A 22,448-nucleotide genomic window follows, 5' to 3' on the forward strand; every position below is an offset into this window, starting at 1 on the left:
CGGGCACCGGATCCGCCCGGGTAGCGCCACGGTCACCCACCGCAAGTCGCGGTATTGGTACGGTCAGGCCGCTATCCTATCCCGAAGGACGGCAGCGTGCCGCGCGACGAAGTGCGGCGCTGACATCTCCTGACAGGACGCTGTCAGGAGGAAATGGGGACGGATCACAGAAATAGAGTTCAAGTACATACCCCGGCCCGTTGCTTCTTCCCGATACCAACACCAGTTTGTGTGGTCGTTGCGATCGGGCCGGTTGCATTTCTCGCGACCGTCTTCGGCCTCCAGTGTTAACACGCTAAACGCCCGGCCACGGGCCGGGCTGACTTTTCAAAGATTTGTAGTTTCCTGCCTGAAAACCAGATCTTTCCGATTCTTATCCAATTCTACCCCTGCTATAAGCGAAAGTTTGGTGGTGAGAGGAATTATGGAAAAATCAGATAAACGGATACCGTTTTTTGAGCAACGATTCATCAAGCCGTTGTGGGCGCTAAAGCATGAACAGCAAGGATGCACTGTTGAAGATATAGAGGAGTTCTATATTTCTACGGAACGCCCTGCGCCGCCGCTGCGGGATCAACCCCCATCGCCTCCCGCGCCGCCAAAACCCAAGGAGCCTGCGCGCCCGCCTAAATCGCTCATAGAAGGGTTTCTGGATGTTCGGGAATGGCTGAAAACACCGCCACCGCCAAAGCCGGCACCGGCACCGGCACCGGCACCGGCACCGGCACCGGCACCGGAGATTAAGAGGCCACGCGTCAAAGAGTTTGATCTCCAAGATGTTCCCGGCGCCATGGATCGCATCGGCTGGCCGATGTCGGCCAAGGTTATGCGCAAATGGCTTGCCGGTGAGCTGAACTATGCGAGCACTAATGCCGGCGCGGTAAAGGGGATTAATCAAGACGGCAAGCCATTCCCCCTCAGCATGACCGATACAACCACGTTCAAGCTGGATTGGATATTAGGCTTTCCGCGCGCCAAGAAAAGGTATGATGAACTGGTAACAAAGAATATTTTTGAGCCAAAAGCCGAAATAGCGCTCAAATCCATTTGCTCGCGTTACCAGCCTTCACCTTACTACGTCGACACGTGGGAACTTTGTGGAGGCGATATAAATTTATATCACAAAGAATTCCAATTTCAATTAAGCCGCGTTGATAGCGATAACTCCGATAAATTCCTCATGTTTATCAAGGGAGCCGCTATGCCAAACGGAATATTGATGGATGACTTGTACGGCTCTCTTGGGGCCTTCTCATTCAATGCAGCACTGGGCGGATTCTTCTACGAGCGAGTTGGACCTACGCGAACACGTATTATCATCAAGGAGATTTCCCTGTACATGCGTGATGTTTTTACATTTCACGACAGAACGGATAAAACCTTGGGTGTTATTCCAAATGGAACCCAATACCTTGGGCACTGGAATAAAACGGGATTTATCATTGTGCCAGGTGCAACTGCGCTCGGGGAATTATCCAAGGCGGATTGGGTTATGTATCCCGTTGCAAGAGGCGGGATCATTTCGGAAAGCACAGTGTACTATCCCCTGCGCAACAAGGACTATCGTGATTGGCAACTGAAGCACAAGCAGGGAGGAGATTTGATTCTTTATTCGGATAGGAATAAGCTACGCTTCTCTGATCCGTGGGTGGTGGAGTTTGATCTATGAGCATGAGCGATCAAACAAGAAAATTGATAAGGCGCCTATACAAGTTAACGGTTATTATTTTCATCGCAATTGTAATTATTCCGTATAGCTGGGACGTGGCAAATAGAATGGGAGCAAATGAGTGCGAGAAAGAAACGGATAGCAAACTTTATATCGGCGAAATGTGTTATTTACCTGGCAATGACGCAATGGCATTCCGGCTTTACGATGCGGAAACCGGTGAATTGCTGGCGGAAAGAACATATAAGAGCCCTTACCCAAAGTTATTTTGGGGTGGCGATAGCGTGGTCTATGACCCTTCCGGTTCCGATGGAGTTGGCTATGTGACATTGCCGCCGACACGCTGGGACTGGCTACGGGCCAGACTCCCGTAGCCAACGGAAGTGCCGGCTTCATTCCGCTTGCGGCAGCGGCAGCGGCAGCGGCAGCGGCAGCGGCAGCGGCAGCGGCAGCGGCAGCGGCAGCGGCAGCGGCAGCGGCAGCGGCAGCGGCAGCGCGAATTGTGCCGGTCAGCTTCAGGAGTCTATGGCGATACTGGAGGAGTTGCGTCGCACGATGAGGATTGTGCTCCACATCTACCGGTACGCGCGATGTGCGGCGCTTGCCTGCCTCAGCGCGCCGCCGGAATCCGGTAGCCGTCGTTGAGCGTCTTCAGGAAGGCGATGACATCGCGGATCTCCGCTGCCGAGAGCGCCGGCTTGCTGCCGGGCGCTCCGCCGAAAGGCGGCTCCATATTGACGTTCTCGCGATAGCGGGCCGGGAGGTCGTCGAACTTGTCGATGCTGCCATCGGCCCTGCGCGGATACCACTTGCCGGGCTGGCTGTCCCGTTCCACATAGAAGCGCAGCACGTCTTCGAGCGAATGGAAGGCGCCGTTGTGGAAGAAGACCTTGCGCAGCGCCACGTTGCGCAGGGAAGGCGTGCGGAACAGGCCGCAGTACTCGGCGCGGTCCTTCAGGTCGGTACGATCCGGCCCGCACAGGCCCATGTCGAAGAAGGCGGGGTCGGCATTGGCCGCCAGCTTGCGGTTGCGCGGCACGCCCAGCGCGATGAAGCCAAAGTCGCTGAAGGCAGGAAAGGCGCCCTCGGCGCTGACCGCGCTCGGATGGCAGGCCGCGCAATTGCCCTTGGCGGGATCGTTGAACAGGCGCAGGCCGCGCGTTTCCTGCTCGCTCAGCTTGACCTGCCGGCGCAGGAAGGCATCGTACTTGCTGGTGTAGGGATAGAACTCGGCCGGGGTTTCCTGGAAGACTTCGAGCGCCATCAGCGCTGCCTGGAAGGCGGTTTCGTCGCGCGCCAGGATATCGTCGCCGAACACCTCCCGGAACGTTTGCACATGCTTGCCGCCGCGCAGCCTGGCGGCCACCGCCGCCGCGTCCGCGTTCGCCATTTCATTGGGCGACAGCAACGGCGCGCGCGCCTGCTCGTGCGTGGAGGAGGCCCGCCCATCCCAGTCGTGGCCGCCGGTGGGGCCCTGGTCTTCGCTGTCGTTGCCGTCGTTCTCGTGGAAGTGCTCGGAGAACGGCGGCACGTTCTGCACGTAGCGCAACGACGGCGCGGCGCGCGCGCCGGTCCGCCGCATGTCCGCTCCGCCCAGTTGCACGGAGAGGTCGTTGCCCGGCCCGTAGGCGTGGTCCGGGCTGTGGCAGCTCGCGCACGAGAGCCGGCCCGACGCCGACAGCGACGGGTCGAAGAACAAGGCCTTGCCGAGCGCGGCCATGGCCGGCACCGCGGGGCGGCGCGTCGCCATCAGGTTATAGAACGCGTCCGCGTAGGCCGGCCGGGCAGGCGCGGCTGGCTGGCTGGCCGGCGCTGCCGCGGCAACGCCGACCGCGCCCGGGGCGGATACGGCAGTGTCCCGCCCGGCTTTGCCGCAGGCCGTCAGCGCGACGGCGCAGGCCAGCAGCAAGACGGCGGCGGCGGCACGCGGGATCTGGTGAAGGGCTGGCGGCGAAACGGGGCGCGATGGCATTGCTGCGGCGGGGATGGCGGATGGAATGTTGGCCGGACCGGCGGTTCTGCCGGCACTGGCACCTGGCTTTCGGCAAAGGCGCGCCAACTTAGCACGCACGCATGACAACGGCGTGTCATGGCAAGCCGAAACCCCTTCCCCCTGGTTCCGGCGAACATCATCAATCTGACATGGAGTGGCGGGAAAATCGCGCGGCTGTTCAAAAAAGAACCGCCTCACACATAAAGAAAAAGGAAAATCCATGCGCCGAGCCCTGAAACTCTATCCCCTGGCGGCGGTAGCCGCCGCCGCAATGACCGCCTGCGGAGGCAGCGACTCCGGTAGCGGGAGCACGCCCACGGCCGCCACCACGTCGGGCGTGGTGACCGGCAGCTACTTCGAGTACGCCAAGGTCTGCATCGATGCCAACAACAACGGCAAGTGCGACGGTGATGAGACCAGCACCCGCTCCGACAAGAACGGCGCCTTTACGCTGACCGGCCAGGGCGCGGTGGTGGCGGAAATCGGCACCGATGCGTTCCGCAACGACGGCGCCGGCGGCCACGCCGCGGTGTCCCGTCCGCTGGTATTCCGCGCACCGGCCAGCGCCAACGGCGTGCTCAGCGCCATCTCGACCGAGCTGGTCGCGCTGATGGAATCGAACGGCGGCGACATCGATGCGGCAAAGACCCGCCTCGCCGCCCGCATCGGCGTTACCGCGGACAAGCTGCTGGCCGACCACAACAAGGAAACCGACAAGAACATCAAGGCGACCCTGCAGGCGGAAATCGACCAGGCCATCGACCTGATCGCCGACTCGGTGAAGGGCGGCGGCGATATCGACCAGGCCCTGCGCGACGGCGTCGCCAAGCGGGTTGCGCTGGACAAGATCAAGACGGTGGTGGTGATCTACGCCGAGAACCGTGGCTTCGACAATCTCTACGGCCTGTTCCCGGGCGCCAACGGCATTCCCGGCGTGAACCCCACGTCCACCGGCACCGCCGAGGGGCAGAAGGACTTCGACGGCTCGGTGCTGCCGGTGCTGCCGCCGACCTGGAACGGACTCACGGCGCAAGGGCAAGTCACACAGCTGACACAGGCCAGCACCGCCAACTGGCCAAACAAGCCGTTCCAGATCGACAACCCTGACGGCGTCAACGGCACTGGCACGGTGATCTCGCAAAAAGTCGTCACGCGCGACCTGGTGCACCGCTTCTACAACAACCAGATGCAGATCAACGGCGGCAAGAACGACAAGTACGCCGCGTTCTCGGATGCCGGCGGCCTGTCGATGGGCTACTACGACGGCAGCAGCATGACGATGTGGCAGCTCGCCAGACAATACGTGCTGGCCGACAATTTCTACATGGGCGCGTTCGGCGGCTCCTTCCTCAACCACCAGTACCTGATCTGCGCCTGCGCGCCGCAGTACCCGAACGCCGACGCCGCCACCTCGCCGGCCAAGGGCTCGATCTCCGCGATCGACGTCGACGCCAACGGCAACTTCCTGCGCCTCACCCCGGGCACCGGCAACCCCACCTCGGTCCTCTCCGGCAAGGCGGTGTACCAGAACGACAGCACGCTGACGCCCAAGGACGCCAGCGGCATGTTCTACGCCGTCAACACCATGCAGCCGGACTACCAGCCGAGCGGCAACAAGCCTGCCACCACCGATACCACCGGGCTCTACGCCGACCCGGCCAAGGCCACCACGCTGCCGCCGCAGACCCAGACCACCATCGGCGACCTGCTGAACGCGCGCGGCATCAGCTGGGCCTGGTATGCCGGCGCCTGGGCCAAGGTGACCCAGGACCCGACCGGCATCTACAACAACACGACCCCCAACTTCCAGCCGCACCACCAGCCCTTCAACTACTACGCCAACTTCGACCCGGTCACCCAGGCCGCCAACCGCAGCACGCACCTGAAGGACTTCGACAGCCAGTTCCTGCAGGACGCCGCCGCCGGCAACCTGCCCGCGGTCGCGTTCTACAAGCCGCAGGGCAACCTGAACCAGCACCCCGGCTATGCGAGCGTGACGGACGGCGACGCCCATATCGCTAGCGTGATCGCGCAGTTGCAGAAGAGCCCGCAGTGGAAGAACATGCTGATCCTCGTCACCTACGACGAGAACGGCGGCTTCTACGACCACGCCCAGGTACCCACGGGCGACCGCTGGGGCCCGGGCACGCGTATCCCGGCCATCCTGATCTCGCCGTACGCGAAGAAGGGCTTTGTCGACCACACCCAGTACGACACGGCATCGGCCCTGCGCTTCATCACCCACCGCTTCGTGCTGCCGACCCTGCCGGGCCTGCAACTGCGCGACACCGCCCTGGTGGCCAACAAGGGCAAGGCGATGGGCGACCTGACCAGCGCGCTGGATTTCGCGGCCCTGCAGAACTAGCAACAACCAGGCCGTGACGGACGAAGGGCAACCTGCAAGGGCTGCCCTTTTTTCTTGACAGGACGCTCAGGCAGGCGCGGAACAGCCTGAACCGGCGCCGCGCCATGCCCAACCGCCTCGACCGGGCACGGGCCTGAAAACAAAAAACCCCGGGATCCATGATCTCCGGGGTTTTTGCTTGCCGGTGCCGGCCATTTCGGCCCGGCCTGGCGGGTTCGGGCTGACAGATCGGCAGATCCGCCTCAGAACGGAATATCGTCGTCCATGTCCTCAAAGCCATTCGACGGCGCCTGCTGCTGACGGCGCGCACCGCCACCCTGCTGGCCGCCGGCCGGCTGGCCGCCACCGCTGCGCGCACCGCCGCCGCCATAGCCGCCGCCCGAGGATTCGCGGCCGCCGCCGTAGCCGCCACCGCCGCCCATGTCGTCGCCGGCGCCAGCGCCGCCGCCCATGCCCTGGCGCGAGCCCAGCATCTGCATCTGCTCGGCCACGATTTCGGTGCTGTACTTTTCCGCGCCCGCCTGGTCAGTCCACTTGCGGGTGCGGATGCGGCCTTCGATATAGACCTGCGAGCCCTTGCGCAGGTACTGGCCGGCGATCTCGGCCAGCTTGCCGAAGAAGGCGATGCGGTGCCACTCGGTGGCTTCCTTCATCTCGCCGCTGGTCTTGTCCTTGTAGCGATCGGTGGTCGCCAGGCGGATGTTGGTCACGGCGTCGCCGCTGGGCATGTAGCGGGTTTCCGGGTCCGCGCCCAGGTTGCCGACGAGGATGACTTTGTTGATCGATGCCATGTGAATGTTCTCCCAGGGCCACGCCCTCTGCTGCAAGCGGCGTGGCGATGCCTTGACTGATGCGTAAACAAATAACGCGCCCCCGGCCAAGTAGTCGGGCGCGCGGTCATGCTAGTGCCTATTTGAGGCAAAAAGCTTTACGAAGTGATGCGACGAGCCTTTTCAGGCTTTTCAGGCTTTTCCCACCCCGAATCGGCGCCATTTGGCGTCGCCACTTACGCGGCGACGGCCGGCGAACTGCTTTTCCGGGCCGGGGGCGACTTCATGTTCCAGGCGATTATAAGCCAGAGCAGCAGCACGACCGCACAGCCGAGGAAGACCGCGCTGCGGCCTTCGTGCTTGAGCAGCCAGCCGCCCACCGCCCCGCCCAGGAACAATCCCATCGCCTGCGTGGTGTTGTAGACCCCGAGCGCCGCCCCTCGCGCGGCAGCGGCATAGCGCGACACCAGCGAGGGCTGCATGGCCTCCAACACGTTGAAGGCCACGAAAAACAGCAGCAGCACGCCCACGATGCCCCACAGGCCATGCACCGCGGCAAACAGCAGCTGCACCGCGGTCATCAGGCCAACCGCGCCGAGCAGCACGGGCCGAACCTTGCCATAGCGCTCGGCGGCCATCATCGGCCCGAGCATCAGCACGAAGGACACCAGCACTACCGGCAGGTAAACCTTCCAGTGCTGGTCCAGCGGCATGCCGGCGTCGCTGAGCATGGCCGGCACCACCATGAACATGGCGACCTGGGAGGCGTGCAGCGCCAGCACGCCCACGTTCAGCCGCACCAGGTCCGGATTGAACAGCACCTCGCGGAACGGCAGCCGCACGGGATGCGGCGGCGGCGGCGTGGGCACCAGGAACAACGTCACCAGGATGGCGATCACGCCCAGCACCGACATCAGCGTGAAAATGCCCGGCATGCCGATGCTGTGCAGCAACGGCGAAGCGATCACCAGCGACAGCGCGAAGGTCAGGCCGATGCTGCCGCCCACCATGGCCATCGCCTTGGTGCGGTGCTGCTCGCGGGTCAGGTCGGCGATGCAGGCGGTGATGGCCGCGGAAATCGCGCCCATGCCCTGCAGCGACCGGCCAAGGATGATGCCGGCAAGCGTGTCCGAACCGGCCGCCACCAGCCCGCCGGCGACGAACAGCAGCAGGCCGGCCACCATCACCGGCTTGCGGCCGACGCGGTCGGACAGCCAGCCCAGCGGAATGTGCAGGAAAGCTTGCATCAGGCCATAGATGCCCATGGCCAGGCCCACGCGCTGGGCGTCGTGCCCGTCGGGCAGGCCGTGCGCGTATTCGGCGAACACGGGGAGGATCAGGAACAACCCGAGCATGCGCAGCGCGAAGATGCTGGCCAGCGAGATGCTGGCTCGCAATTCCATGCGGGTCATGCGGTCGCGCCCGGTGCCGGACTGAGCCTTGGAATTGTCGGCCTTGGCCGCATCTTGGGAGGAGCTATGGATCGACGACATTGCGATCGTGGGGAATTTCTGTGACGGATTGCCGGGTCGTGCAACGCGCACGCACCGCATTGACCCGGCGCTGACGGGGCGGCGACAACTTCGATCCATGACCGGAGCGGAAGTTGCAGCGCATCCGCCACTGTCCCGCCATCATCCGCCGGACACCCGTCGAGGCGGAAGCAACGCTTCCGGACAACGCGATACAGTCCTTCAGCATGCCGATGTGGGCATCGCGAAACGCCGCCTGTTGGCGCAAGCAACCCCCGGAAACCGAAGTTCGGTATATTAACAGGTTTGCTCCGCTGCGCTTTCGGGGGCCCGACCGGACACCGCAAGGAGGTCACGAGGGCGCGCGAGGGCACCGCGAGCCCCAGCGCGGGGCGCCAAAGCCCTGCCCGATGCTGGCCTGGCGCTGGCCCGAGGCCGGCCGCAGCCCTGCTGGCATGCTTTTTTCTTGAAATTCCGTGAGACCGGCCTGTCGACCCGACCGACGGCCCCGCCTGGCGAAGACAATCGGTATATGGAAGAAATTAGAATCCGTGGTGCCCGTACCCACAACCTGAAGAACATCAATCTCGATCTGCCTCGCAACAAGCTGATCGTGATCACCGGGCTTTCCGGATCGGGCAAGTCGTCGCTCGCCTTCGATACCTTGTACGCGGAGGGCCAGCGCCGCTACGTGGAGTCGCTGTCGGCCTACGCGCGCCAGTTCCTGCAACTGATGGAAAAGCCCGACGTCGACCTGATCGAAGGCCTTTCGCCGGCGATCTCCATCGAACAGAAGGCAACCAGCCACAACCCGCGCTCGACCGTAGGCACGGTCACCGAGATCCACGACTACCTGCGCCTGCTGTACGCCCGCGCCGGCACGCCCTACTGCCCCGACCACAACCTGCCCTTGCAGGCGCAGAGCGTCTCGCAGATGGTCGACGCCGCGCTGGCGCTGCCGGAAGACACCAAGCTGATGATCCTGGCGCCGGTGGTGGCCAACCGCAAGGGCGAACATTCCGACCTCTTCGACACCATGCAGGCGCAGGGTTTCGTGCGCTTTCGCATCCGCTCGGGCGGCGGCACCACGCACGAGGCGCCGGCGGTGGTCTATGAAGTGGACGCGCTGCCCAAGCTGAAGAAGACCGAGAAACACTCCATCGACGTGGTGGTGGACCGCGTCAAGGTGCGCGCCGACATCAAGCAGCGGCTGGCGGAATCCTTCGAGACCGCGCTGCGCCTGGCCGACGGCCGCGCCATCGCGCTCGAACTCGACACCGGCCACGAGCACGTGTTCAGCTCCAAGTTCGCCTGCCCGATCTGCTCGTATTCCTTGCAGGAGCTCGAGCCGCGCCTGTTCTCCTTCAACAATCCGATGGGCGCCTGCCCGAGCTGCGACGGCCTGGGCCAGATCACCTTCTTCGATCCCAAGCGGGTGGTGGCCTTCCCCAACCTGTCGCTGGCCTCGGGCGCCATCAAGGGCTGGGACCGCCGCAACCAGTTCTACTTCCAGATGCTGCAGAGCCTGGCGGCGTACTACGACTTCGAGCTGGACACCGCCTTCGAGGACCTGCCGGCCGAAGTGCAGGAGGTGGTGCTGCATGGCTCGGGCGAGGTGGAGATCCCTTTCACCTATATGAACGAGCGCGGCCGCACCACGGTGCGCGAGCATGCCTTCGAAGGCATCATCCCCAACCTGGAGCGGCGTTACCGCGAAACCGACTCCGTTGCGGTGCGCGAAGAACTGGCCAAGTACCAGAACAACCAGGCCTGCCCCGCCTGCCACGGCACCCGCCTGCGCACCGAGGCGCGGCATGTCAAGCTGGGCGAGAACGACCAGGCGCGCGCGATCTTCGAGATCAACGGCTGGCCGCTGCGCGATGCGCTGACGTATTTCCTCACGCTGGACATGCACGGCGCCAAGCGCGAGATCGCCGACAAGATCGTCAAGGAAATCACCGCGCGCCTCAACTTCCTCAACAACGTGGGGCTGGACTATCTCTCGCTCGAACGCAGCGCCGATACGCTCTCGGGCGGCGAGGCGCAGCGCATCCGGCTGGCCTCGCAGATCGGCTCGGGCCTGACCGGCGTGATGTACGTGCTCGACGAGCCGTCCATCGGACTGCACCAGCGCGACAACGACCGGCTGATCGGTACGCTCAAGCACCTGCGCGACATCGGCAACTCCGTGCTGGTGGTGGAGCATGACGAAGACATGATCCGCGCCTGCGACTACGTAGTCGACATCGGCCCGGGGGCTGGCGTGCACGGCGGCATGATCGTGGCCGAAGGCACGCCGCTGCAGATCGAGCAGTCGCCCGACTCGCTCACCGGGCAGTATATGTCCGGCGCGCGCCGCATCGAGGTGCCGGCCGAACGTGCCGCGCCCGACGAGGAAAAACTGCTGCGCATCGTCAACGCCACCGGCAACAACCTGCGCAACGTCAGCGCGGAGATCCCGGTGGGCCTGCTCACCTGCGTGACCGGCGTATCCGGCTCGGGCAAGTCCACGCTGATCAACGACACCCTCTACCACGCAGTGGCGCGCCACCTGTACGGCTCCACGGCGGAGCCCGCGGCGCACGACCGCATCGAGGGCCTGGAGCACTTCGACAAGGTCATCAACGTCGACCAGAGCCCGATCGGCCGCACCCCGCGCTCCAACCCCGCCACCTACACGGGCCTGTTCACGCCGATCCGCGAACTGTTCGCCGGCGTGCCCTCGGCCAAGGAACGCGGCTACGACCCGGGACGATTCTCCTTCAACGTCAAGGGCGGGCGCTGCGAAGCCTGCCAGGGCGATGGCGTGCTCAAGGTCGAGATGCATTTCCTGCCCGACGTCTACGTACCCTGCGACGTCTGCCACGGCAAGCGCTACAACCGCGAAACGCTGGAAGTGCTCTACAAGGGCAAGAACATCCACGAGGTACTCGACCTGACGGTGGAGCAGGCGCACGAGTTCTTCCACGCGGTGCCGGTGGTGCGGCGCAAGCTGAAGACGCTGCTCGATGTCGGCCTGGGCTATATCCGGCTGGGCCAGTCGGCCACCACGCTGTCGGGTGGCGAGGCGCAGCGCGTCAAGCTGTCGCTGGAACTGTCCAAGCGCGACACCGGCCGCACGCTCTACATCCTGGACGAGCCCACCACGGGCCTGCACTTCCACGATATCGAACTACTGCTCAAGGTCATCCACAAGCTGCGCGACCAGGGCAATACGGTGGTCATCATCGAGCACAACCTGGACGTGATCAAGACCGCCGACTGGCTGCTCGACATGGGCCCGGAAGGCGGTGCCGGGGGCGGCCAGGTGATCGCCAAGGGCACGCCGGAAACGGTGGCGAAGAGCCGCGCCAGCTTCACCGGCAAATACCTGGCGCCGCTGCTGGAGCGGCGCTGAGCGCACGGCATGCGGCAGCGTTCCAGCCTCATCCTCTGCGCCTGGCATTGCGCACTGCTGCTCGGCGGCACGGGTGCCGCCGGCCCCGCCGCGGCGCAGGCACAGGTCACGCCGATCGAGCTGGCCGCGCCGCAAGCGCGCGCGCTCGAAGAACCGGCCGCGCCCGCGGCCTCCGCACCAGCCGCCCGAGCCGATCAGCCTGCCAGCACGGCCCGGGCCGCAGGCAAGGCCAATGGCGAGGTCTCCGGCAGCCTGCCCCTGACGTTAGGCGGCGCGGTGCTGCTCGCGGCCATCGCCGCCTTGCTCCAGCGCCTGCGCAGCCGGCGCCGCAAGGGCGCCGCTCCGCCGCGCCGGTAGGCCCGCGCGGCGCCTTGCATTCGACCCGGGCCAGCCTACCATTGATTGAGTAGCCTCGATGCGGGCCACTGCAGGAGCATGGCCATGGAGATCATCGTAGTGCCGGTCACCAAGCCCGAGGCGACCAATTTCATCTTCGGACAGGCGCATTTCATCAAGACCGTGGACGACCTCCACGAGGCACTGGTGTGCGCAGTGCCGGGCATCCGCTTCGGGCTGGCATTCTGCGAGGCATCCGGCAAGCGCCTGGTGCGCTGGTCCGGCAACGACGACGCCATGATCGACCTGGCCTGCGAGAACGCGATGGCCATCGGCGCCGGCCACAGCTTCCTGCTGTTCCTCGGCGACGGCTTCTATCCGCTCAATGTGCTCTCCACCGTGCGCGCGGTGCCGGAGGTGTGCCGGATCTACTGCGCCACGGCCAATCCGACCGAAGTGGTGGTGGCGCAGACCGCGCAGGGCCGCGCGGTGCTGGGCGTGGTGGACGGCGCTTCGCCGCTCGGGCTGGAAACCGAGATCGACATCGCCTGGCGGCGCGACCTGCTGCGGGAGATCGGCTACAAGCTGTAGCCGCCGCGGGCTGCCCCGGCTCAATGTGCCTGTGCCGACGGCACCGCCTTCGCAGGCGGGTCGCCATCGTCTTCCTTCATGCGGCTGCGGTTGAGTGCGCCGGCGTCTTCCAGCACCGGATAGGCGGTGGCGCAGAACAGCGAATTCAAGCGTTTCAGGTCGCTGATGATATCGAGATGCAGGGAACTGGTCTCGATGCTCTCGGCGGTCTGCACTGCGACGCGCTGCAGGTGGCTGCGGGCGAACTCGCGCTCGAGATCGCGGAAGGTGGCTTTCTCGGCCATCAGCTGCTGCGCGCTCTTGAGGTCGCCGGAGAGGAACACCGACAGCCCCAGCCGCAGGTTGGCCACGACGCGCGCGTGCATCAGCGAGATCTCCTGCATGCCCGCTTCCGAGAAGGCCAGGTTGTGGGCGATCTTCTTTTCGCGCGCGTCCTGCAGGATGCGCTCGATGATGTCCCCGGCGTGCTCCAGATTGATGGTGAGCGAGATGATCTCGGTCCAGCGCCGGCCGTCGCGTTCGTCCAGCGCCTCCAGGCTGATCCGGGTCAGGTAGAGCTTGATGGCGGTGTAGAGATCGTCCACTTCGTCGTCGATGCGGCAGGTGGCGGCGGCCAGCTTGGCATCGTTGGTACGCAGCACGCGCAGCATATTGTCCAGCATCTGCTCGATGCGGTCGCCGATGCGCAGCACCTCGCGCGCGGCATTGGACAGCGCCAGCGCCGGCGTGGGCAGCGCAGCCGGATCGAGGTGGCGCGGGGTGACCTGGCTGTCGCCGGTGTTACGGCCTGGCAGCACCGCCTCGCACAGCCGCGCCAGCGGACCGGTGGCGCCCAGCAGCAGCAGCGCGAGCGCCACATTGAACAGCAGGTGGAAATTGACCACCAGCCGCTGCGGATCGGCATCGACCAGCGCCAGCAGGTGCTGCGCCTGCCCCAGCAAGGGCAGCGCGATCACGCAGCCGAGCAGGCGCGACAGCAGGTTGCCGAGCGTGACGCGCTTGCCGGGCTGGTTATTGCCCGAGGTGGTCAGCAGCGCGGAAATGCCCGACCCCAGGTTGGCGCCGAGCACCAGCGCCAGCGCCACATGCAGCGACACCACGCCGGCCGAGGCCAGCGCGCCGCAGAACAGCACCACCGCCAGGCTGGAGTAACACAGGATGGTGAGGAAGGCGCCGATCAGCATATCGAGCGCGGGATCGCCGGTCAGCGTGCCGAACAGCACCTTGACGCCGGCGGCCTGCACCACCGGTCGGGTGGCGATGGAAATCAGCTCGAGCGCCAGCGTGATCAGGCCCAGCCCGATCAGCACGCGCCCGACATGGCCGGGCTTGCTGCCCTTCCATGACAGGTGCAGGATCACGCCGACGAAGATCAGCAGCGGCGACAGCCACGACAGGTCCAGCGAGAACACCTGCACCATGATGGCGGTGCCGACGTTGGCGCCCAGCATGATGGCCAGCGCCGGCGCCACGGCAATCAGGCCCTGGCCTACGAAAGAACTGACGATGACCGCCGTCGCATTGCTGCTCTGGACCAGGCCGGTCACGCCCAGCCCGGCCGCGAAAGCCGAGAACCGGTTGGAGATGCTCGAGGAGAGCACGTGGCGCAGGTTGGCCCCATACACGCGCAGGATGCCGACCTTGACGATATTGGTGCCCCACACCAGCAACGCCACGCCGGAAAGCAGATGAAGTAGTACGCCCATGGTGCGCCTTATGTGACCGGTGCCTCCATTGCCTATCGCAAGACTTCGCCCGGCCATCGTATTGTTGTCGATGGGGCATTATGCGCCCGCCGGCATGTGTGGGCAACGCCATGGCACGCGGCGGAAATGCCCTCAAACCCAATAGGCAAGCCGGTGCCGTGGTGGCGCGCCCACGGTCCTCCGGGGCGGGAACGCTCAGGCCGGCAGCGCCACCTTGATGCCGAGCGCCAGGAAGATGGCCCCCGCCACCCGGTCCAGCCAGCGGCCGGCGCCGGGCCGGTGCTTGAGCCAGTCGCCCAGCACGCCCGCGAACAGGCCGAACAGCGAGAACACCACCGCCGTCTGGAGCATGAACACCACGCCCAGCAACAGCATCTGCCAGCCTGCGTTGGCGGCATCGGCACGCACGAATTGCGGCAGGAAGACCAGGAAGAAAAGCGTCACCTTGGGGTTCATCAGGTTGGCGAGGACGCTCTGGCGGAACACCTTGGCGAGCGGCACCGCCGGCGCGTCGGCGCCCTTGCCCAGCGCGCCGCGCGAGCGCAGCGCCTGGATGCCGATCCAGACCAGGTAGGCGGCGCCGGCAAACTTGATGCACTGGAACGCCACCGGCGAGGAGCGCAGCACCGCGGCCAGGCCCACGGCCGCGACCACCGTGTGGAAAAGGCAGCCCGAGGCAAAGCCCAGCGCCGCCACCACGCCGGCGCGCCGCCCCTGGGCCATGCCGCGCGCCAGCACCTGCAGGTTGTCGGGTCCGGGGGCGAGGGTGATTGCCACCGAGGTAGCGAGGAAGAGCAACAGGTCTGGCATGGCAAGCAACTCCGGGTCCGGGTGACCGCGCCCGGGTGCAATGCCCGCGCGGCCGGCAGATCAATGGTCAGGCGTCAATGCCCTTCGAATCGGCAAACCGTGAACAGCGGCAGGCCGCTGTCGAGCAGGTGGCGAGAGCCGCCCAGCTCGGGCAGGTCGACGATGGCCGCGCCTTCCACCACCGTGGCGCCCAGGCGTTCGAGCAGCTTGCGGCCAGCCATCATGGTACCGCCGGTGGCGATCAGGTCGTCCACCAGCAGCACGCGGTCGCCCGGCTTGCAGGCGTCGGCGTGGATTTCCACCGTGGCGCTGCCGTACTCCAGTTCGTATTCCTCGGCCACGGTCTGGAAGGGCAGCTTGCCCTTCTTGCGGATCGGCACGAAGCCAAGGTTGAGCTCGTAGGCCAGGATGGCGCCCAGGATAAAGCCGCGCGCGTCGATGCCGGCCACCAGGTCGAGCCTGGCATCCATGTAGCGGTGCACGAACACGTCAATCAGCACGCGCAGGGACTTGGGGTCCTGCAGCAGCGGCGTGATGTCGCGGAACATGACACCGGGTTGCGGCCAGTCGGGCACGGTACGGATGCGCTCGCGCAGGTAGTGGGTGACATCGCCAAGGGCGGACGACTGGATCGTGGTATTGGGCATGGGGAATCGGTTGGTCCCTGCCGGCGCGCCGGCAGGATGCGGTAATGGGTTACCACCCGGGCTGCCGCGAACGGCAACACAATGGGCCAGGCTCAGGCGGGCCGCACCGGCTCCGGCGCGGCGTCCCTGCCTGACAACCGTAACCATACAGGAGACCGCGATGGCCAAAAAGATCTTGATGCTGGTCGGCGACTATGCCGAAGACTACGAAACCATGGTGCCGTTCCAGGCCCTCCAGATGGTGGGCCACACGGTCCACGCGGTATGCCCGGACAAGGCCGCCGGCGCCAGCTGCGCCACCGCCATCCATGACTTCGAAGGCGACCAGACCTATACCGAGAAACGCGGGCATAACTTCACGCTCAACGCGAGCTTTGCCGATGTCGATCCGGCGGCCTACGACGGCCTGGTCATCCCTGGCGGGCGGGCTCCGGAATACCTGCGCCTGAACGAACGCGTGCTGGAGGTCGTGCGTCACTTCGCCAGCGCCAACAAGCCGATCGCCGCGGTCTGCCACGGCGCTCAGCTGCTGGCCGCAGCCGGCGTGCTGGAAGGCCGCACCTGCTCGGCCTACCCGGCCTGTGCGCCGGAAGTGCGCCTTGCCGGCGGCAAGTACGCCGACATCCCGGTCGACCAGGCCCACACCGACGGCAACCTGGTGACCGCGCCGGCCTGGCCGGCGCACCCCGCCTGGCTGGCGCAGTTCCTTGCCGTCCTGGGCACCAGGATCGTACATTAGAGGCTTCCGAACGCGGCTCGCGAGCTGGTCTCGCGGGCCGTCCCGAACGGGAGTTCCTCCATGTGTGAAATCTTCATCCGGGCCAATCCGCAGTCCTACGAGTGCCAGTCGCGCTCGCTGCGGCTGCATGGCGTGGCCACCAGCATCCGGCTCGAGAGCCTGTTCTGGGAAGTGCTGGAAGCGCTGGCGCAGCGGGATGGCATGAGCGTGGGCCAGCTCATCTCCCGGCTGCACGACGAACTGAGTGCCTACCGCGGCGAGGCGGCGAACTTCACGTCCTTCCTGCGCGTGTGCTGCCTGCGTTACCTGATGCTGCAGGGCGAAGGCCGCATTCCCGCCGACCAGCGGGTCCCGATCGGCTCGCTCGATGCGCGCGCCGTGCTGGACGGCCTGCCGCCGTCATGGGCGGAAGGCGCGCGCGCTACGAGCCGCGCCGCGGCCTGAACGCCAATCCCCGTGCGCCGGTTCCGCCGTCAGCCGGCGAGCATCCGCTGTTCGGCCACTTCCAGCGCCTCGGGCGGTCCGCGCAGCACGACGATGTCGCCCGGCTCCAGCACGGTTTCCGGTTCCGGGTCGAAGGCGCGGATGCCGCGCCGGCGCACCGCCGTCACCTCCACCCCGATCTGCTCCAGCCCGAGCGCGCCCAGGCGGCGTCCCACCGCGGTGGCTTCGGGACCGAGCGAGACGGAATGCAGGCGCACGGAATCCCGCTCGACCAGGTCCTCCTCGTCGTCGCGCCCGTGGAAATAACCGCGCAGCAGGCTATAGCGCGCATCGCGCGCCTCCTGCACCCCGCGCACCACGCGCCGCATCGGCACACCCAGCAGCACCAGGGCGTGCGATGCCAGCATCAGGCTGCCTTCGATGATTTCCGGCACCACCTCGGTGGCGCCAGCCTTTTGCAGCACATCCAGTTCCGAATCGTCCACGGTGCGCACGATCACCGGCAATGCCGGCTCCAGTTCCTGCACGTGGTGCAGCACTTTGAGCGCCGAGGGCGTGTTGGCGTAGGTGACGACGATGGCCGCCGCGCGGTGGATGCCCGCGGCAATCAGCGCCTCGCGCCGCCCGGCGTCACCGTACACCACGGTATCGCCGGCGCCGGCGGCCTCGCGCACGCGGTCGGGGTCGAGATCGAGCGCCACGTAGGTAATGCCCTCGCGCTCCAGCATATGCGCCAGGTTCTGGCCGCTGCGGCCAAAGCCGCAGATGATGGCGTGCTTCTCGGTCTGCAGGCTCTGCGCGGCAATGCGCGTCATATTGAGCGACTGCATCAGCCATTCGTTGGCGGCGAAGCGCAGCACGATGGCATCGCTGTACTGGATCAGGAACGGGGCCGCCAGCATCGACAGCAGCATGGATGCCAGGATCACCTGGATCAGCACCGGATCGACCAGGTTCAGGCCGTCGATCTGGTTGAGCAGCACGAAGCCGAACTCGCCGGCCTGCGCCAGCCCCAGCCCGGTGCGGATCGCCACCCCCTGGCGCGAGCCGAAGGCGCGTGCCAGGCCGGCGATCAGCACCAGCTTGAACACGATCGGCACGATCAGCAGCGCCAGCACCAGCCACAGGTGGTCGAGCACCACATGGATATTGAGCAGCATGCCGATGGTGACGAAGAACAGCCCGAGCAGCACATCGCGGAAGGGCTTGATGTCTTCCTCCACCTGGTGCCGGTAGGGCGTCTCGGAGATCAGCATGCCGGCCATGAAGGCGCCCAGCGCCATCGACAGGCCAAGCCGCTCGGTCAGGGCCGCCATGCCCAGCGTGACCAGCAGCAGGTTGAGCATGAACAGCTCCTGCGAGCGGCGCGCCGCCACCACGTGGAACCAGCGGCTCATCACCTTCTGCCCGACAAAGAAGATCAGGCTCAGCGCCACCACGATCTTGACCGTGGCCAGGCCCAGCGCCATCGCCATGTCGGAGGGATCGCGCGACAGGGCCGGGATCACGATCAGCAGCGGCACCACCGCCAGGTCCTGGAACAGCAGGATGCTGATAATGTTGCGCCCGTGCTCGCTTTCCAGTTCCAGCCGCTCGGAGAGCATCTTGGACACGATCGCCGTGGACGACATCGCCAGCGCGCCGCCGAGCGCTATCGAAGCCTGCCAGGACAGCGGGAACAGCCAGTTGAAGGCCCAGCTGGCCGGCACCACGGCCAGCATCGACAGCGCCACCTGCGAGCCGCCCATGCCGAACACCAGCCGTTTCATCGCCTTGAGCTTGCCCAGGCTGAATTCCAGTCCGATCGAGAACATCAGGAAGACCACCCCGAACTCGGCCAGGTACTTGGTCTGCGCGGTATCGCTGGCAAGGCCCAGCGCGTGCGGCCCGATCAGGGTACCGACGGCCAGGTACCCCAGCATCGGCGGCAATTGCAGCATGCGGAAAGCGACCACGCCGAATACGGCGGCGGCCAGCAGGACGAGGGTCAGGTCCAGCGGAGAGTGCATCGGATGGGGTCAGGGTACGCCGGCCCGGGGCCGCGGCAGCCCGGCGCGGGCGGCCCTGCCGGCGGATAACGGCAAGCGCGGCAGCCACCTTGACCGCCCGATCGTCGGAACAGCCCAAGCGCCATCGCATTCGTTGGTATACTTCGTCGCCATGATAGCTAATTTCAATGCGGATCGAGCACTTCGGCTCGCTCGCGAAACCCTCCAGATCGAAGCCGACGCGGTCGCGGCCCTTGGCAGCCGCCTGGACGGCGCGTTCGCACAGGCCGTGCAACTGATTCTCCATTGCAGCGGACGCGTGGTGGTGTCGGGCATCGGCAAATCGGGGCACATAGGCCGCAAAGTGGCAGCCACCCTGGCGTCGACCGGCACGCCCGCCTTTTTCGTGCATCCCGCCGAGGCAAGCCATGGCGACCTGGGCATGGTGACGCGCGACGACGTGCTGATCGCCTTTTCCAATTCCGGGGAGACCTCCGAGCTGCTGTCGATCGTGCCGATCGTCAAGCGCATCGGCGCCAAACTGATCTCGGTGACCGGCAACGCCGCCTCCACCTTGGCCAAGCTGGCCGACGCCCACCTTGACGCGGGCGTGGAAAAAGAAGCCTGCCCGCTGAACCTGGCCCCCACCGCCAGCACCACCGCGGCGCTGGCACTGGGCGACGCGCTGGCGGTGGCGGTGCTGGACGCGCGCGGCTTCGGCGAGGAGGACTTTGCCCGCTCGCACCCGGGCGGCGCGCTCGGGCGCAAACTCCTGACCCACGTGCGCGACGTCATGCGCAGCGGCAACGCGGTGCCCAAGGTGCGCGAAAGCACGCCCCTGGCGCAGGCCTTGATGGAAATCACCCGCAAGGGCATGGCCATGACCGCCGTGGTGGACCCGGACGACCGCCTGATCGGCGTGTTCACCGACGGCGACCTGCGCCGCCTGCTGGAAACCCCGCGCGACTGGAAGACCGTGCCCATCAGCGAGGTGATGCACCGCTCGCCGCACACGGTGGGCCCGGACCAGCTCGCGGTCGAGGCCGTTCAGGTCATGGAGGCGAACCGCATCAACCAGATGCTGGTGGTCGACGCGGACCAGCGCCTGGTCGGCGCCCTGCACATCCACGACCTGACCCGCGCCAAGGTCATCTGATATCCGAGGCCAGCCACGACCTATGCGGGATTTCCTGTCCTCCCTGAGCCGGCTTGCGATGCGCATCCTGCCCCTGCTGCTGATGGCGCTGGTGGCCGGCAGCACTTTCTGGCTGGTGCAGGTCAATTCGCCGCGCGAAAGCACCGCGGGGCCGGTGGGCAAGAAGCACGAGCCCGATTACTACATGATCCGCTTCTCCGCCACCGAGCTTGCCGAGGACGGGAACACCAAGATGCGGTTCACCGGCGACAAGATGATCCACTTCGAGGACGACCAGACCTACGCGGTGACGCGCCCGGCCATGCGCGCCTACGAGATCGGCCGCCCGCCCGTCACCGGCCACTCCGACCGCGGCACGATGAACGCGGAAGGCTCGGTGATAGACCTGTTCGGCAACGCCTTCATCGTGCGCGCGCAGGGTCCCGAAGCCGCCAAGGATCCTCAGATGACCGCCGCCTCGGAATATTTCCAGGTGCTGGTCAACGATGACATCGTCAAGACCGACAAGGCTGTCAGACTGACCCGCGGTCCGTCGGTGATGACCGCCAACGGCCTGATCTTCAACAATGTCACCCGGGAAGTACAATTGCTGGGTAATGTACGCGGCACCATCATTACGGTGCCACCGCCGGCGAGCCCAGCGAAGAACCCCTGACAAGACCAAGATCCGAGAGGCTGTTGCCAGATGAAGCAAAGCATGGCCAGGCGTGCGGGCGCAGACAATACCGATTCCGGTACCGTCTGCGCAGCCCCGCCGGCTTCATCAGGGAACGGTCGCCAGGAAACAAAGCCGCCCGCGGGCCAGAGCCGTCCGCGCAAACCGCCATCACGCCAACATGAATCCATTCCTGACGACATCGTCCTGTCGCCGCCGCAGCACTGCTGCATTGCTGACGCTGGCAGCCGTCCTCGGCCTCACGCTGGCCACACCCGCCAGCGCCGAAAAAGCCGACCGCGATAAGCCGCTGGTGCTGGAGGCCGACAACGCCAGCTACGACGACGTCAAGCAGGTCTATGTACTGACCGGCAACGTGGTGCTGACCAAGGGCACCATGGTGCTGAAATCCGACGCGGCCGAAGTCCGCACCGACCCCGAGGGCTACCAGTACGCGGTGGCGACCTCCAAGGGCGCCAAGCAGGCCTATATCCGCCAGAAACGCGACAATGTCGACGAATACATCGACGGCTGGGGCGACCGCATCGAATACGACGGCAAGCAGGAACTGTCCAAGCTGATCGGCCGCGCCCGCATGGCGCGCCTGGCCGGCGCCAAACTGGTGGATGAAATCCGCGGCGCGTTGATCACCTACGACAGCCGCAACGAGTTCTACACCGCCACCGGCGGCGCCGAGAATGCAACGGCGGGCAGCCCGTCCGGACGCGTGCGCGCGGTGTTGTCGCCACGCCAGGAACAGCCCGCCAGCGGCGCCGCCGGCAGCCCGGTGCAACTCAAGCCAGCGCCCGCTCCCGTCAATCCCTGACCCCGACGCCGAAGCGTCGCCCCGATCCACGGATTCCGCCTTCATGACCGCTACCCAAACCGCACCGTCCCAGCCCGCCACCCTGAAGGACAGCAGCACGCTGGTCGTGCGCCACCTGAAGAAGCGCTACGGCTCGCGCACGGTGGTCAAGGACGTGTCCCTCGACGTGAAGAGCGGCGAGGTGGTGGGCCTGCTCGGCCCCAACGGCGCGGGCAAGACCACTTCGTTCTACATGATCGTTGGACTGGTGGCGCTGGACGAGGGCGACATCGTGCTCGACGACAAGCACATCAGCGGCCTCGCCATCCACGAGCGGGCACGCATGGGCCTGTCCTACCTGCCGCAGGAAGCGTCGGTGTTCCGCAAGCTCAACGTGCAGGAAAACATCCGCGCGGTGCTGGAACTGCAGCTCGACAACGGCAAGCCGCTTGGCAAGGCCGAGATCGAGCGCCGGCTGGACACCCTGCTGGACGACCTGCAGATTGCCCACCTGCGCGACAACCCGGCGCTGTCGCTGTCCGGCGGCGAGCGCCGCCGCGTGGAGATCGCCCGCGCCCTTGCCTCTGCCCCGCGTTTCATCCTGCTCGACGAACCCTTCGCCGGCGTCGACCCGATCGCGGTTGGCGAAATCCAGCGCATCGTCAGCTTCCTCAAGGCGCGCAATATCGGCGTGCTGATCACCGACCACAATGTGCGCGAAACGCTGGGCATCTGCGACCACGCCTACATCATCAGCGAAGGCGCGGTGCTGGCCGCTGGCCAGCCCGAGGACATCATTGCCAACGAATCGGTGCGCAAGGTCTACCTGGGCGAGAATTTCCGCATGTAGGGATGCCGCGCGGCACCGGCCGCGCACCTGTGCATGCGTGGCTCCACTGTCGCCT

19 protein-coding genes are annotated in these 22,448 nt (G+C 65.8%); 12 read left to right on the top strand and 7 right to left on the bottom strand.

What is annotated here, in order from left to right:
• Nucleotides 1-424: 424 nt before the first annotated feature.
• Entirely contained in the window at nt 425-1,669 is a 1,245-nt protein-coding gene (locus P3W85_RS17365; protein WP_276265694.1) for a DUF6402 family protein, read from the top strand.
• Complete coding sequence (locus P3W85_RS17370) at nt 1,666-2,043, top strand: hypothetical protein (protein ID WP_276265695.1); 378 nt, start codon at nt 1,666-1,668, stop codon at nt 2,041-2,043. The genes P3W85_RS17365 and P3W85_RS17370 overlap by 4 nt, the downstream gene beginning before the upstream one ends.
• 236 nt (nt 2,044-2,279) lie before the next feature.
• On the opposite strand, the gene P3W85_RS17375 is transcribed toward P3W85_RS17370, so the two are convergent.
• Nucleotides 2,280-3,641, bottom strand: coding sequence for a cytochrome-c peroxidase (locus tag P3W85_RS17375; RefSeq protein ID WP_276265696.1), 1,362 nt, complete (start codon nt 3,639-3,641; stop codon nt 2,280-2,282).
• 241 nt (nt 3,642-3,882) lie between these two features.
• On the opposite strand from P3W85_RS17375, the gene acpA reads away from it, so the two are divergent.
• Nucleotides 3,883-6,027 (top strand): acid phosphatase, encoded by a 2,145-nt coding sequence (gene acpA, locus P3W85_RS17380; RefSeq protein WP_276265697.1) that lies wholly within the window; start codon nt 3,883-3,885, stop codon nt 6,025-6,027.
• 242 nt (nt 6,028-6,269) lie between these two features.
• On the opposite strand, the gene P3W85_RS17385 is transcribed toward acpA, so the two are convergent.
• Together P3W85_RS17385 and P3W85_RS17390 are read right to left on the bottom strand one after the other, a co-directional pair.
• A complete protein-coding gene (locus P3W85_RS17385; RefSeq protein ID WP_276265698.1) occupies nt 6,270-6,818 on the bottom strand; it encodes a single-stranded DNA-binding protein in 549 nt (182 codons plus the stop codon).
• Nucleotides 6,819-7,033: 215 nt separating this feature from the next.
• Entirely contained in the window at nt 7,034-8,290 is a 1,257-nt protein-coding gene (locus tag P3W85_RS17390; RefSeq protein WP_017225300.1) for an MFS transporter, read from the bottom strand.
• Nucleotides 8,291-8,801: 511 nt separating this feature from the next.
• Between P3W85_RS17390 and uvrA the strand changes: the two genes are divergently transcribed.
• From uvrA to P3W85_RS17405, 3 genes are all read left to right on the top strand, one after another.
• Nucleotides 8,802-11,666, top strand: a complete 2,865-nt coding sequence (gene uvrA, locus P3W85_RS17395; RefSeq protein ID WP_276265699.1) for an excinuclease ABC subunit UvrA — start codon at nt 8,802-8,804, stop codon at nt 11,664-11,666.
• 9 nt (nt 11,667-11,675) lie between these two features.
• Complete coding sequence (locus P3W85_RS17400; protein ID WP_276265700.1) at nt 11,676-12,023, top strand: hypothetical protein; 348 nt, start codon at nt 11,676-11,678, stop codon at nt 12,021-12,023.
• Nucleotides 12,024-12,107: 84 nt separating this feature from the next.
• A complete protein-coding gene (locus tag P3W85_RS17405) occupies nt 12,108-12,593 on the top strand; it encodes an adenosine-specific kinase (protein WP_276265701.1) in 486 nt (161 codons plus the stop codon).
• A gap of 20 nt (nt 12,594-12,613) precedes the next feature.
• On the opposite strand, the gene P3W85_RS17410 is transcribed toward P3W85_RS17405, so the two are convergent.
• From P3W85_RS17410 to P3W85_RS17420, 3 genes are all read right to left on the bottom strand, one after another.
• Nucleotides 12,614-14,299: a Na/Pi cotransporter family protein gene (locus P3W85_RS17410; RefSeq protein ID WP_017224848.1), complete on the bottom strand. Its 1,686-nt coding sequence runs from the start codon at nt 14,297-14,299 to the stop codon at nt 12,614-12,616.
• A gap of 195 nt (nt 14,300-14,494) precedes the next feature.
• A complete protein-coding gene (locus tag P3W85_RS17415) occupies nt 14,495-15,109 on the bottom strand; it encodes a LysE family translocator (RefSeq protein ID WP_276265702.1) in 615 nt (204 codons plus the stop codon).
• A gap of 74 nt (nt 15,110-15,183) precedes the next feature.
• Complete coding sequence (locus P3W85_RS17420; protein WP_017230599.1) at nt 15,184-15,756, bottom strand: adenine phosphoribosyltransferase; 573 nt, start codon at nt 15,754-15,756, stop codon at nt 15,184-15,186.
• 160 nt (nt 15,757-15,916) lie between these two features.
• On the opposite strand from P3W85_RS17420, the gene P3W85_RS17425 reads away from it, so the two are divergent.
• On the top strand, nt 15,917-16,495 hold the full coding sequence (locus P3W85_RS17425; RefSeq protein WP_017230598.1) for a DJ-1/PfpI family protein: 579 nt from the start codon (nt 15,917-15,919) through the stop codon (nt 16,493-16,495).
• Nucleotides 16,496-16,555: 60 nt separating this feature from the next.
• On the top strand, nt 16,556-16,939 hold the full coding sequence (locus P3W85_RS17430; RefSeq protein WP_276265703.1) for a ribbon-helix-helix domain-containing protein: 384 nt from the start codon (nt 16,556-16,558) through the stop codon (nt 16,937-16,939).
• Between the two features lie 29 nt (nt 16,940-16,968).
• On the opposite strand, the gene P3W85_RS17435 is transcribed toward P3W85_RS17430, so the two are convergent.
• The gene (locus P3W85_RS17435; RefSeq protein ID WP_276265704.1) at nt 16,969-18,948 is read right to left on the bottom strand and encodes a monovalent cation:proton antiporter family protein; all 1,980 of its coding nucleotides are present in this window, start codon (nt 18,946-18,948) and stop codon (nt 16,969-16,971) included.
• A gap of 151 nt (nt 18,949-19,099) precedes the next feature.
• Between P3W85_RS17435 and P3W85_RS17440 the strand changes: the two genes are divergently transcribed.
• The 4 genes from P3W85_RS17440 (at nt 19,100) to lptB (ending at nt 22,393) form a co-directional block, all read left to right on the top strand.
• A complete protein-coding gene (locus P3W85_RS17440) occupies nt 19,100-20,083 on the top strand; it encodes a KpsF/GutQ family sugar-phosphate isomerase (protein ID WP_276265705.1) in 984 nt (327 codons plus the stop codon).
• Between the two features lie 22 nt (nt 20,084-20,105).
• The gene (gene lptC / locus P3W85_RS17445; protein ID WP_017230415.1) at nt 20,106-20,738 is read left to right on the top strand and encodes an LPS export ABC transporter periplasmic protein LptC; all 633 of its coding nucleotides are present in this window, start codon (nt 20,106-20,108) and stop codon (nt 20,736-20,738) included.
• 181 nt (nt 20,739-20,919) lie between these two features.
• Nucleotides 20,920-21,564, top strand: coding sequence for a lipopolysaccharide transport periplasmic protein LptA (lptA, locus tag P3W85_RS17450; protein ID WP_035817072.1), 645 nt, complete (start codon nt 20,920-20,922; stop codon nt 21,562-21,564).
• A gap of 43 nt (nt 21,565-21,607) precedes the next feature.
• The gene (lptB, locus tag P3W85_RS17455; RefSeq protein WP_276265706.1) at nt 21,608-22,393 is read left to right on the top strand and encodes an LPS export ABC transporter ATP-binding protein; all 786 of its coding nucleotides are present in this window, start codon (nt 21,608-21,610) and stop codon (nt 22,391-22,393) included.
• The last annotated feature ends 55 nt before the right edge of the window (nt 22,394-22,448 follow it).

This window comes from Cupriavidus basilensis (assembly GCF_029335485.1).
In the GTDB taxonomy this organism is placed as follows: domain Bacteria; phylum Pseudomonadota; class Gammaproteobacteria; order Burkholderiales; family Burkholderiaceae; genus Cupriavidus; species Cupriavidus basilensis_E.